A 12,748-nucleotide genomic window follows, 5' to 3' on the forward strand; every position below is an offset into this window, starting at 1 on the left:
ATAAGTGGTGACCATCCATTGAGGAATTCTTTTAAGATAATCTGAATATTTCGATAAAAATTTTGATATCTTTTTTGAGGTGAGTCCTAAAGAAGACTCAATTCATGCTGTTCTTTTTCAATTAATAAATCTTTTAAAAGAGCGCTATAGAATTTTTCGAATGTAGGATTTTTTTGAATAAATTGGTACTATGCCTTAATGTCGATTACATAGAAAATCAAGTTATCAAGCGATTTTTTCTTAAAAGATGGTATTTTTAACTTAGTTATGTTATACGTCGAACCGGTAAATATTGGACCTATTTGCAATGACTTAGTTATCTCTTTCCTTTCATAAGAGGTGATAAGTAACAAACCATACCATTCAAGTAGAAAATAAATATGATTCAAAATACTGTCCTGTTGAAATAGAAGTTTACGTTTTATTATTTTTATTTTGTCATTAATCATGGTCAATAAAGTTATTTTCTAAATAATAAATAATTTTATTATTAAAAATTTGAGGATATAAAAATTCATTATTATTTTCTAGAAAAGACTAAGTGAAGTTTTATCTGTCAGTAATCGAACCTTATTATCATAAAGATACTGAGGAATTTTTATATATTCTTTCGGAATTAGTAATGTTTCATGCAGACGATCGAGAATTTCGATTTAAAAAGACGAGAATTTTTTAGTAAAAGGCTTCGTACTTATGGATTTTTTACTATTGGGAACTAAAAAGACAAGAGTTTTAGCAAGTTTACACGTAACCATAGACGAATGGAAAAATATGTAAGCACTCTCCTCGAACTTGATTAAGGCAGATAAAGCCTCCGAGGAAAACGTTTTCATTTTAATAAACAAATACGATTAAAAGCGGATGGCAGGTAAGTATAAATTCGTATTTAAAAATAAGTTTTTCATTCGATAGATTATTTTCACTTTGAAGCAGTTTAAACTCCTCACTTACTCCAGCGATTTTTCAAATTTTTTAAATAAGTACATTTAGATGCGGATCGATAATAATCAGTATATCTTAGCGTTGTGAGAGTCGGCTGCTTTTCTAAATTTAAATTAAAGATTTTTAAAGCTAATGTTTTCGTTTTCTATTTTATTGAGAATTTTATTTGTAAGAAAATTGAAGTGAATTTATACTGTTAACTGAATATGAAGTACATAAAGTATATACATTAAATAAATAATTTGTTTTTGATTGGGGGTATTGAATATTTGAAATCAAACAACCATAATAATCATGTTCATGTATGTTAGTTAGATTTATTAAACTACAGCATGTGGCCGTGAGTGTCTTTTTTAAAATTTCCAATATTTTAATTAAATCCTTATCATTGGATTTTAGATAATATACACAATTATTTGGTTTATCTAATCAAGATAAATCGTATAGCATGGATCTCCCCATATAAAGAACGCATTTTTAAAAATAAAAGAACTATTTTTTGACTAAAGTGTAACACCAATTTGTTGCCCGAAGAGAAATTTAGTTAAAATCTTTTTAATTTGATCTAAATTAATCATTTTTATTTAGGACGTCCGTGTGGACGCAATATGGCTACTAAATTCTTAAGAGATCGATTAAAAAAAGAAAAATAATAAAATGATTAAACTTTCTAATATTAGAAAGTTGCATTTTGTAGCAGATTAGATGGGTGATTTATGTTCTAAGGTCATTTTCTTAGATGTTTTATATACGGCTCTTTTATTACCGTTTTAGTTTCACCAGGTGTTTGTTATACGCTAAATGTTGTGATTGTATCGTCGATGTCATTTCGTTAAGCCATTATCACCATTCATCGTCTCAGAACATAGATATCTTGTAGGCTTTGAGTGGCATTGGTATCGTGCTCTTTAAATTTTCTGATAGCTTCTAGCATGTGATTTCTATTTATTGCTGTTGCATGATTTCTTACTGCAAAAATCGTTGCTTTAATGATAGATAAAACTTTACAAGTTGGGCGCTTTAATGTAGGATCTATCTAATATATCAGGAGCATTAGTTGCGCCAATTACAAAAATATTCTCATTCTTACTAGATCTTTCATCCATCTGAACTAGAAACTCACTTAACAATACTCTACGATTTACACCACTATCATTATTAGAGTTAAGACGTAAGCCCATAGCATCAATTTCGTCTATAATTAGAATAGTTGGTTGTTATTCTCTTTTCGCTTTTTTTGCATTCTTTCAAATGCATCACGTACATTCTTTTTGGAGTTACCAAAGTATGCAATTATTAAATTGCGTTGTACTTGTTGATAACCATCATATATTAGCTTCTTTTTCTTTAGTTGCTGGCCCCTAACAAGGCTTGTTTTCCCAGTGCCTGTGGGGGCCGGGGAGGCCCCCCACCACGAACATCAATAGATCTGAAGGCATTCTGACCCCATCTTTTCGTAAGCTTCTCGTAAGCTTCGAAATTTTTGAGCATTTCAGCGCATTCTGTTATTTGATCTGGAACTTTACCTACTATCTTATCGCGCTAAAACCTCTAACGTATTGATATTTTTTTATGGGTTATGGATATTTAGATTTATTTTTATAGGCGCTTCCGGGGGTGGTGGTCTTTTAAATGTATTTATGCAACGGTTTTTTCATCATAGGTTATAGATAGATGCACCGATCTTTCTAACATCTCTAACATCTCTAACATCTGCGCCTGCACCATAAGATAACTTTAGACCAAAATGATAAGTTTCTATGCAATTGGATTGGTAGAGTAGTTCTTCTCAGGATAATAACACCTCGCTTAAGCTGACGCGACATAATATGCACCCAATATTGTAATAGTATACGCCGGCAATTTTTATAATATTAAAGCAAATTACACATTAACATTATCCAACGATATCAATGAAGATGTAATATAACGATTGATTCTACATAGCTGTATAACAATAACAAGTTTCTGTTAACAAAATCCTAAAACGCATTTAATTTAAATAAGTAGCTATTCACGTCATTTTTAATGGACTATCCTATCCTTAACGCCAAATTATATTAATGCCACATTTATATTTGGCTCAGGTCATTACTCTTTACGATAAAAAAGAACGAGACTCACTTCCGAAAAAGTCACGCAAAAAATACAACGATAAAGTGGTTAATGGGGAAGTGTTGTAACACTTTGATTTAACTACCGAGAAAGGGACTCGAACCCTCACAGTGTCGCCACCACCGGATTTTGAGTCCGGCGCGTCTGCCAATTCCGCCACCTCGGCTTAAGGGAGAGGTTAGTATACACCATCAGCTAATTCCTAATCAAACTCAAGAACTCGGCCCGAGTTCGATCATCTTTGCGGAAGGTACCAAGCATCATGGAGGTTGTCATGTCAGAATTTTGTTTTTCTACCCCTCTCATCATCATACAAAGGTGTTTTGCCTCAATAATGACACCGACTCCCTTGGCATCCGTGACTTTAGCGATAGATTCTGCAATTTGCTTGGTGAGATTTTCTTGGACTTGTAAGCGTTTGGCGTACATATCCACAATACGTGCAATTTTTGAAAGACCAATGATCTTACCATTAGGCAAATAAGCTACGTGGCATTTCCCAATAAAAGGCAGAAGGTGATGTTCGCATAGAGAATAAAGCTCAATATTTTTAACGATAACTATCTCGTCCATATCGGATTGGAAAATAGCTTTGTTAACAATCTCATGCAATTTGTCTTGGTAGCCGGAGGTAAGATATTCTAGGGCTTTCTGAAAGCGGCGAGGGGTTTCCCTTAAGCCTTCACGGCGAATATCTTCCCCCAAGTTGGTTAAAATAGATTCAACATGTTTTTCTGTAGTATTGGTCATTTTCTAAATTTCCGATTGTCTTGTAGAGTTTTAGGGCATGCCGAAACCGCAATTTGATTATAGAGTTAGCCTGGCGGCCAATTCATTTGGCGCCCCCGAGTAGATGAAGATGGATATGGTATACGGCTTGTCCTCCGCCCTGGTTACAATTGAGTACGAGACGATAGCCTGAATCCGCCATGTTATTATCCCGAGCGAGTTGAGTCGCTGTGATTATCACATGTCCTAAAAGTTGCTCATCTGCTCGGGATATATCATTAATTGTAGAAATATGACGACGCGGAATAATGAGAATATGGGTAGGAGCTTGAGGTGTAATATCGTTAAAAGCTACTACCTGATCATCTTCATAAATTAATTGTCCAAGTTCACTTTTAGCAATTTTGCAGAAAGTACATTCCATTTTTTCACCTTTCTAATGTGAAGTAACGCTAGTATCGCTGCGTAATTCAATGGTTTTCAAAGTGAGTAGCAATGGTATCAATAAGATAAAGATAATAGCAATGACTCTGAATCCATCCAAAAAACCGAGCATACTTGCTTGTTGTTGCGCAATCAAACCGAGGCGGTTGATTCCTATAGGATGCAGAAAAGTCAATTGTTGGGAGGCAACCCATTGATGAAGATTAGGATTGTAAATGGTGATGTGACTTGATAAAGCATTCCAATTAATTTGTGTGGTACGGCTGACGAGTGTGCTTAAGAGAGAAATTCCTATTGATGTTCCGAGCATTCGCGAATAGCTATATAAACCAGCACCTTCCGTAATGTCTTTTTTAGGTAAAGTAGCTAAGGAATAAGTAGTAAGTGGCACCATTAGAAATCCCATACCAAAACCTAAGAAGGCATTATTCGCTAAAAATTCCTGAATCGATGAGTTTAGATTGATGTGTGTAAATCGAATGGCACCGCAAATGCAAAACACCATACCGGTGATTAAAATAATTTTAATGTTAATATGTTTCATTAATTGTGGCAAAAATATCATAGAAACCGAGCTAGCAATTCCCAAAGGCGCCATGGTCCATCCTGCGGTTAGAGCAGGATAATTAAATAAACGTTCTAATAAGATAGGTTCTAAGGTAATTAAGCTAAATAACGAGCCGGAAAATAAAGCAAGCACCAGGCAGGAAATTTTAAAGTTATGATCTTTAAAAATTTTTAATTTAACGACTGGAGAAGAATGGGTTAAACTTCGAATGATGAAATATATCGTACAAAAAATTGCCATTACCAAAAGTATTAAAATTAGATTGGAATTTAGCCAGTCATTTTCATTGCCCTTGTCGAGAAAAATTTGTAAAGCGCCAACGCCAATGATCATTAAAATTAGCCCCAACCAGTCGATACGTTGATAACGACGTTCTGTTTCAGGAATTACCATTAACGTCAATGCTAACCCTAATAGGCATATTGGAGGATTAATATAGAAAATCCACCGCCAACTCATATGTTCTGTAATAAAACCACCTAAAGTGGGTCCGCATACCGGCGCAGCCATAATTCCAATTCCCCAAATAGCCATCGCTTTACCTTGTTCTTCCAGGGGAAAAGTTTCTCGTAAAATAGATTGAGATAAGGGGATAAGGGAAGCACCAAAAAGTCCTTGGAAAACTCGAAAAATGACGATTTCTGGTAAGGATTGTGCAATTCCACACAAAACGGACGCTACCATAAAACCAGTGATATTCGTTAAAAGTAATTGTTTTTGACCGATGCGACTGCTAAAAAATCCAGTCAGAGGCAACATAATGGCTGAAGAGATGACATAGGAAGTCAATACCCACGTAATTTGATTTTGATTAGCTCCGAGTAAAGGCATTATATGGGGTAAAGCGACATTAACGATGGTGGAATCTAGCACTTCTAATATAGCAACCATCATAATAGTTGTGATAACAAGCCATCTTCGGGAATAGAGATTGTCGTTATTTATTAGTAGTACGGCAGTCTTCATAAATTAGTGAACAGCAGTTGTGTCAATAGTAACAGTGGTGCTTGCTCCTAAGCGGAGCGGATAATTGGGTTTTCGATCGGTAATAATAATTTTTACAGGAAACCGTTGAGTCACCTTAACCCAATTGCCGCTAGCATTTTCCGGGGGCAGTAAGGAAAAGCTCGTTCCACTATCTTCGCTAATGCTCGTAACGTGCCCACGAAAAACTTGATCAGGATACATATCAATTTTAATGGTGGCTGATTGACCGGATCGAATATTTTCAAGTTGAGTTTCTTTAAAATTAGCCGTAGCCCACCAAACCTTATCTTCGATTAAGGCAAATAAAATTTGATAAGAGTTAACATTATCGCCTCGCCGCAAGTTAAAATTAGCTATGAAGCCATCGGCTGGAGCAACAACATGGGTGTATTCTAAATCGAGGCGCGATTTTTTTATGGCTGCCTTAGCTAATCGCAATTGAGCATTTTTATCATCAATTTGTCCTCGTTTCTCAATTAATTCTTGCAGTTGGTTTTTAGCTGCGGTTAATGCGGCTTTGGCTACATCTAAATTTTTAATGGCAAGGTCGCCGTCTGCGCGGGAAACAAATTGTTTTTTCATTAAAGCCAATATGCGATGGGTAACAAGACGAGCATGAATAAGTTTCGCTTTCCTTTCGATTACTACTGCTTTGGCTGATTGTACAGCCATGTCAGCAGCTTGAATTTTCTGTTTGGTCTCATCGAGCTGTGCGCTAGCTTTGATGAGCTCGATGGTGAATGGAGCCGGATCGATATCAAAGAGAGGCTGATTTTTCTGGACGTGCTGGTAGTCACGAACGTACACCTTAACAATAGTGCCACTGATTTGGGGAGCGATATTAATTACATTTGCCTGAATGTAGGCATCGTCCGTACTGGGATAACGCTTTTCATGGCACCAGTAAAAATAACCGCTGATAAGCAGAATGGCAATGAGCAAAAGAGGCAAAACAACTTTAATGATCTTCTTTATCATAATGCGGGGCTATCTTAACATAAGAGGCGACTTTGATAAATGAAGCTCACGCGGTCAGAATCTTCGTATCTTAGTGTTGCTCTAAGAATTTCGCTAAGAGGAGGCAAATTTAATCCTCTTATGGTAGGATAAGGCATTGAGATAAGGAATTGATATTAATTGGATAAGTAAAGTTAAGTCGTGAGACATTATTTGCGGTTGATGGGTATTGATGTCTGGCGTTTTCGAACGTCGGTTTCATTTAAATACTACAGGTATGATTTATTGGACTCTCAGAATCACCGGGTGGGTGTTTTACTGGCTGATGCAGTATTGCTAAATGAAGCAGAGGCTCAATTAGTAGAAAAAATTGCAAAAGCTACGAAAAAGCGAGTTAAAGGTGGTCTTCAAATGGGTCCTTGGGAGTCCAGTGAATTCGTGGAATGTGTTAAATGTGTTATTTTATTAGGTTCTCGTGTCGCCGTCACCTATTTAATTAATTCCTCGAAGCAATCGCAAATAATTAGAAGCCATTCTCCAGCAGATTTGTTGCAAAATATAGCGTTAAAAGTTCAAGCATGGAACGACTTAAAAACAGCCATAAAATTGATGAGAGAATGAAAATCCATTTTTCACGGAGTAGGAGTAATATATTAATATATTACTATTACGAATCTCGTTGAAATTGCAAAAATAAGTATGCCGTATCTTTAGTCTGAAAACATTTCTCGTGATTGTTTGAAAAATCAGTATTTCGGGTGGATTTTTGGGATATGATCATCAAGTTGCTGGTTTTATTGTAATATTATTACAACATGCCGAATACTAATTGATGAATATTGCTATAAAACTCCAATACCAAAGAAGAAAATTTGCTGAATATTTTTTGATTCATGCGATGGATTTTACCAGAGCACGTTTAACTACTTGTATTTTGTTAGAAATGCGAGTTACTAATGAAGCGGCTATTGATTTTTATAAAAAATGGGAACCGTTAAAATTCGAATAGTGTTCGTTTTGAATTTATAATCATCATTGTTGACAGGAATTGTTATAGCTGAGGATCTTAAACCGCTATTACCAAAAATAAGCTTAGGAAAATAAGCTTATTTAAACATCTTTTTTATAGAGATCGAGGTACTTTCTAAAAAAGCTATATTTAAAAACCTATCAACCTTTCCAATCGATTCTAAAGGAAGATGAATTGGGAGATCAACTCTATATAATCATTTCTAGGACATTGCAGATTTTCCTACGATAAGAAAGGAAATAAAATAGTGCTGGCTTGTATGAAAGTGAATGATTATTTTGAAGAGCAGGTTTTATTGACAACAACACAGATGAGGAAAGGCAAAAAAAATAGCAATGTCGATTTTTAAGCGCATCCAGGATTTTTCAAAGAGAAAAATCTTTTTTAAAGGGGGAGATAAATCCGACAGAGTTTATTATTTGTTAAACGGCACAGTAGAAATACAATTTCTTGAGTGTGAAGACCGAGCCAATATCAAGACGATTAATTAATCCTGGACAATTTTTTGGTGAGCTAGGTGTGATTGAAAAAACCTCAAGTTTAGGAACAGCTATTGCTGTAATAGATGTAACAGTGGCAGTTATTGATGCAAAAACATTTTCTAAATTTTATCAAAAGACATTCAAAAATTTAAAAAATCTCATTAATTCTCAGACTGATTTGTATGAAGTGCTAGCTGTTGGTGCTAGTTGTTGGTTTGGTAGCTGAATATCAAAGTAGTTTTTTTAGAGCACCTCACAATCACCACAACCATTCGAAAATCAAACGATAAGATCATTATAGCCTCTCTTGAGTGATTGGTGCGGATATTTTTGCGATTTATTATTCGGAAATTAAGGAATCCCGAAAAGAATCGTTCCAAGGATAGAAAGCCAATGGCGTGAGATTGAATTAGCCGATAATAAGTTAGTGAGTGTGGGCCAGTTGGATGATCTCGAAGAAGTTTTTCGATTGGTATATGAAATGTCTTCGTTTACTTCAGATGAACTACAGCATTTTTTAAAACGGGTCAGTTGAATGCAACTAATGTGTCTCTCGTGCAAAGAGATGTTGTGCGAATGTATGCAATTGAAATATCCAGTTATTCAAGATGATGATCACACAGAAAGTAATTGCTTTAGATGCGATTTCAAAAAAACTGCAGCAGGGACTATTATGCAGCAATTGTCGTCCTAGAATTAAAGATAAATTAAAGATAATTAGGTGAGGAGAGGAGGTAGATGTATATTAAAATTGTCAATGTCATAAAACATAATGAAGAGATTAAAATTTTTTAATTATAATCTATTGAGTTGTAGAAGTCAATATTAATGGGTTTATGATTACACGTCCTTATATACAATTTCTGTCTCAAAAAATAAAGATTTTTATGAGATTACAGTGAAAAATGAAAAATTCGGAATTTTTTCTCCTTGGCTTTTCTCGCACGCCGAAATTGGAACAGTTTTACGAATTTTCGAATCTCAAGATTCTTTCATCTTTCAGGCCGAAAAAAGGATCCGGCTCTTTGTTTTATGGCTGGCGTTGGTGTTACGCCCGCCATTGCCTTTACTCGTAAATTAATTACAAGTCAAAGTGAACGAAGATTACATATTGATTACTCTGTATTGCAGCTTATTAATTTAATTCTTTGGGAAGAATTAAAGAAATGGCCAAAACATTACGACCAAATCTTAGTCGCTGTAAGAATTACCAGACAACAAGGGCATATTTTAGCGAATCAAATGTTCAAAGACTAATTACACAACATCCCAACGGCTGATATTTTTATCTGTGGTCCTAAATCGTACGAGAATGCGATTAAATCGATGCTGTAGAAAGCGAGAGTATCCTTTGATAAAGTTTATATTGAAGAGTTTAAACATTCAGGAGAACCGCTATTAAGTTAAGGTTTTGTAAAATGTTTTTTGAATGAGTTTTGAGATTAATCAAATTGACTGCGGTATTAATGTGTCTGCACCAACAATTTTTAACTCAGTTAGGGGCTTCGATAGATTTATTTTGGATAGTTTTATTACTACTATTGTTTAATGCAATACTTTTTTATTTTCATTCTAATTAGCCCAATTTCTATAACCATGCTTAAGATTCGCTCCTCTAGCGAGAGGGGATAAAGGACCAGCCCATGTTGCCTTTTAAGATTAAATGACGGCTTGTTTCATTGTGGACGAATTGGTCAATGCAATTTTTGTAATTATTTGGATTGACCACCTTTATTAAAATAATGATTGAAATAACAAATACTGCAATGATGACAGTCAAAATGCCGGCTAGAATCTTAAAGGAATTGTGTATAACCTTCCGCCCATTTAATAATGAGCGGGTGATGGGAATCGAACCCACGTTTTAAGCTTGGGAAGCTTATGTTCTACCATTTAACTACACCCGAAAAATTGTATAAAATTATAGAGTTCTCAGCTAAGATTCTTGTCTTAGCTAGGGAGACTTTGCATAAAATGCAGGCTACCTACTAAGTGAAATGCTACCGAATTCAAAATTGAGGATCCAGTTTAATGAATAATAAAGCTATCAAGCGAACTATTCGCATCTTTGTTTATCCCGAATGTCGTCTTACTCTAGGACAAAAATTTGTTTTAGAATCTCTATGGCCAACGTCGTATGGGATCAATTTTTTTCTGAAAACTGATTGATTCAAAAAATTTTTTCAAGAGGTGGTGAGGTAATAGTGGAAATTGGTTTTATAATGGGTAAGCTTTATTGACCATGGCCAAAACAAATCCCGACCTTAATTTTCTTGTGGGATAGGAGAGAAGCTAGTACCGGGGGGCGGGTATCGCTCCACGTTGATGTCAGCTTCTAAAAGCAGAGCGCATTCAGAATGTTCGTAATCCTTAGTTCAAAAAGCACCATCATAAAAGACGCCTTCATTATAACTTTGGCTGCTCAAAAACTTAAGAAGGGTAGTCGATTACGGTTGGCGACGAAGGGAAGGACTTATGCGATGAAAATGGATGGGCTGTTGTAAGCGATTTTATAAGCGATTTTAAATATTTAGAAAACCTATCTGGGGGAGGGGGAATTTTTAACCTCAAGAGATCACCCTAGAATTACCAAATTTGAAAAACGCGGAAGACGATTTTAGGTCATAAAATTTGGGGTTTGGATTTTATTAAACTGAAAAAAGAAAACCCCTCTTCTGAAAAGAGAGGGATTGATTTTTAATCCAACGGATTGTTTTTTAGAAAAAAAGGTCAAATTGCGCCGTTAAAACGTTATCGCTTTTTCCTAAATAAGCAGCCATACCTGAGGGGATAAGATTGATTTCGGTACTGATTGCGTTTCGCGAGTAATTAATATTGTGTCGATATTCCAAAGCAAAATTCGTATCCCTCCAAACATTAACGTTATAGAAAATGCTATAACGGACTTGAGGTAGTCCTAGAGCTAAAGCTTGGGTGGTGTGCCCATACCCAATACCAAGAGAGCTAGGCTTTGAACCCGTATGGAAGGTGTAGTTTGCTTCGGCGTGGAAAGCAGTAGGGCGAGCGCCTTGGTTGGCAAAGCTGACATCAGCAACGTCAAAACTCCTTAAAGCCCCTACATATTCTGCAATAAAAACCGCAGGGTCAATGAAAATATTTCCATAAAAATCAATTGCTTCGACGGTACGATGCAAAGTTTCATCATGCAAGAACACCGTGGCTTGCATTCCTTGTGAATCCGCAAGGTTAGAAATCAAGCTTGCTCCCACTTCACCACTTACGCGACCCCCATTATTAAATTCATAACCAATATCCGTCCCCCATCGATTGTTTTGATTACTATGAGACAGATTATTGGTTAGTTCTTGATAACCATATACTTCAGCATGCAAAGCAGCGTTCTTACCAGTTTGGTAGCCTACTGTCAAAGCGCGAGCACGGGTTCGTCCGAGTCCCAAGGTCACCGGGGAGCTGATCATTAAACTGTTATACCGCCCAAACGGTACATATACTTGACCAATACTTATATAAAAAGGAAATCGACTTAGATTTCCGATAGTAACAAAAGCGCGATTCATAAACACACGTGACCTGTTTACCAACTCATCGGGATCATAATCTAAGTCCATACAACCAGATACCCACAAATTTCCTTGAATATAGGTATCCAATTCTGCGCCACTAAAGTTGATATTTGTTGTTCTTAATCCCGCATAGGTGCTTCCATAAGCTACCTGGCCTTCCAATTTTCCACTAAAGGTTACGCGTGGGAGGAAAGGAGTGGGAATTCCCATCTCGCTACATTCCTGTTCCAATTGATACTGGTTAATAAGCATTCGAGCATCTTCTCGGATGGTGGGAGTATTGATGATAAGTTCCGACCCATCAAAAGCCTCTTGGGTATTTAGATAGGGGCCTATCCCTAAACGAGAGGTATGATAGACACATTTGCCATTTTGGCAGGTGTACTCTTGATAATGGTGTGTATGAGTGGGTTTGTTTTGAGCTTGTTTTTGGTGTGCTCGAAGTTGATTGATTTGTTCCTGAAGATAGTCAATTCGCTTGTTAATTTGTTGCTTTGTCGCTGCTAACGAAGGAGTTAAAGCACTAACAACACACAAACTTACTATTGAAACTAAGAATTTAGATGACATGGGCTTTTTCCTCTCTTGCAATTCAAGGGAAGGTGGAGTAACAGCCTTGTTACAAGTCACCCCCATTCTTATAGATAATTCTTATAAATAATTTAGATATTCCTTTCATAGATTGCGCAAATTATGAGTGAGGTGTATAACACAACGGGCTCTTACAAGGTAAAATTCAAGGTAAGATTCTAATTTTAACACTAATCTAAAAAATTAGAAATAGATTATATTTTTTTGTTTTTCATAATTTATCCATTAGTAGTAGCCATCTTTGGCTTTAAGGTTAAAAAGGTTAAGTTGTGCCATAGTGTCAAATCATTTTTTTGATTAATTTAAGACCAACAAGCTAGAATGATTAAAAAAAGTTCTCTTTTAACAATTTTTTAAC

At 35.8% G+C, this 12,748-nt stretch carries 9 protein-coding genes, 2 tRNA genes and 2 pseudogenes; 4 read left to right on the forward strand and 9 right to left on the reverse strand.

Features of this window, described 5'->3' with window-relative positions:
• Nucleotides 1-1,946: 1,946 nt before the first annotated feature.
• From MRH55_RS07795 to MRH55_RS04560, 6 genes and pseudogenes are all read right to left on the reverse strand, one after another.
• Nucleotides 1,947-2,123, reverse strand: coding sequence for an AAA family ATPase (locus MRH55_RS07795; RefSeq protein ID WP_369420998.1), 177 nt, complete (start codon nt 2,121-2,123; stop codon nt 1,947-1,949).
• A 1,016-nt stretch (nt 2,124-3,139) separates the two neighbouring features.
• Nucleotides 3,140-3,223, reverse strand: a tRNA-Leu gene (locus tag MRH55_RS04540).
• Between the two features lie 29 nt (nt 3,224-3,252).
• Complete coding sequence (folE, locus tag MRH55_RS04545) at nt 3,253-3,807, reverse strand: GTP cyclohydrolase I FolE (RefSeq protein WP_304985088.1); 555 nt, start codon at nt 3,805-3,807, stop codon at nt 3,253-3,255.
• A 65-nt stretch (nt 3,808-3,872) separates the two neighbouring features.
• Nucleotides 3,873-4,210, reverse strand: a pseudogene (locus MRH55_RS04550) (histidine triad nucleotide-binding protein).
• A 39-nt stretch (nt 4,211-4,249) separates the two neighbouring features.
• A pseudogene (locus MRH55_RS04555) lies at nt 4,250-5,764 on the reverse strand (DHA2 family efflux MFS transporter permease subunit); the annotation flags it as partial.
• A gap of 3 nt (nt 5,765-5,767) precedes the next feature.
• Entirely contained in the window at nt 5,768-6,763 is a 996-nt protein-coding gene (locus MRH55_RS04560; protein ID WP_304985089.1) for an HlyD family secretion protein, read from the reverse strand.
• A gap of 180 nt (nt 6,764-6,943) precedes the next feature.
• Between MRH55_RS04560 and MRH55_RS04565 the strand changes: the two genes are divergently transcribed.
• From MRH55_RS04565 to MRH55_RS04580, 4 genes are all read left to right on the forward strand, one after another.
• Nucleotides 6,944-7,363, forward strand: a complete 420-nt coding sequence (locus MRH55_RS04565; RefSeq protein ID WP_304985090.1) for a hypothetical protein — start codon at nt 6,944-6,946, stop codon at nt 7,361-7,363.
• Nucleotides 7,364-7,574: 211 nt separating this feature from the next.
• Nucleotides 7,575-7,751, forward strand: a complete 177-nt coding sequence (locus MRH55_RS04570) for a GNAT family protein (protein ID WP_304985091.1) — start codon at nt 7,575-7,577, stop codon at nt 7,749-7,751.
• Nucleotides 7,752-8,228: 477 nt separating this feature from the next.
• Nucleotides 8,229-8,480 carry a cyclic nucleotide-binding domain-containing protein gene (locus MRH55_RS04575; RefSeq protein ID WP_304986132.1) on the forward strand — a complete coding sequence of 84 codons (252 nt, stop codon included), beginning with the start codon at nt 8,229-8,231 and terminating at the stop codon, nt 8,478-8,480.
• A gap of 806 nt (nt 8,481-9,286) precedes the next feature.
• A complete protein-coding gene (locus MRH55_RS04580; RefSeq protein ID WP_304985092.1) occupies nt 9,287-9,511 on the forward strand; it encodes a ferredoxin reductase domain-containing protein in 225 nt (74 codons plus the stop codon).
• Nucleotides 9,512-9,869: 358 nt separating this feature from the next.
• Here MRH55_RS04580 and MRH55_RS07800 read toward each other — a convergent pair whose 3' ends face one another.
• The 3 genes from MRH55_RS07800 to MRH55_RS04590 all read right to left on the reverse strand — a co-directional run bounded on the left by MRH55_RS07800 (nt 9,870) and on the right by MRH55_RS04590 (nt 12,369).
• On the reverse strand, nt 9,870-10,115 hold the full coding sequence (locus tag MRH55_RS07800; RefSeq protein ID WP_369421001.1) for an AsmA family protein: 246 nt from the start codon (nt 10,113-10,115) through the stop codon (nt 9,870-9,872).
• Nucleotides 10,091-10,160, reverse strand: a tRNA-Gly gene (locus MRH55_RS04585). Before MRH55_RS04585 ends, MRH55_RS07800 begins: the two co-directional genes overlap by 25 nt.
• A gap of 811 nt (nt 10,161-10,971) precedes the next feature.
• Nucleotides 10,972-12,369 carry a CBU_0937 family porin gene (locus tag MRH55_RS04590; protein ID WP_304985093.1) on the reverse strand — a complete coding sequence of 466 codons (1,398 nt, stop codon included), beginning with the start codon at nt 12,367-12,369 and terminating at the stop codon, nt 10,972-10,974.
• Nucleotides 12,370-12,748 lie beyond the last annotated feature (379 nt).

The sequence above is a fragment of the Coxiella-like endosymbiont genome, from assembly GCF_030643785.1.
GTDB lineage: Bacteria > Pseudomonadota > Gammaproteobacteria > Coxiellales > Coxiellaceae > Coxiella.

Excerpts from the sequence above, each read along its gene's own strand:
- MRH55_RS07795 (WP_369420998.1), bottom strand. The coding sequence starts at position 2,123 with ATGGGCTTACGTCTTAACTCTAATAATGATAGTGGTGTAAATCGTAGA.
- folE (WP_304985088.1), bottom strand. The coding sequence starts at position 3,807 with ATGACCAATACTACAGAAAAACATGTTGAATCTATTTTAACCAACTTG.
- MRH55_RS04560 (WP_304985089.1), bottom strand. The coding sequence starts at position 6,763 with ATGATAAAGAAGATCATTAAAGTTGTTTTGCCTCTTTTGCTCATTGCC.
- MRH55_RS04570 (WP_304985091.1), top strand. The coding sequence starts at position 7,575 with ATGAATATTGCTATAAAACTCCAATACCAAAGAAGAAAATTTGCTGAA.
- MRH55_RS04580 (WP_304985092.1), top strand. The coding sequence starts at position 9,287 with ATGGCTGGCGTTGGTGTTACGCCCGCCATTGCCTTTACTCGTAAATTA.
- MRH55_RS04590 (WP_304985093.1), bottom strand. The coding sequence starts at position 12,369 with ATGTCATCTAAATTCTTAGTTTCAATAGTAAGTTTGTGTGTTGTTAGT.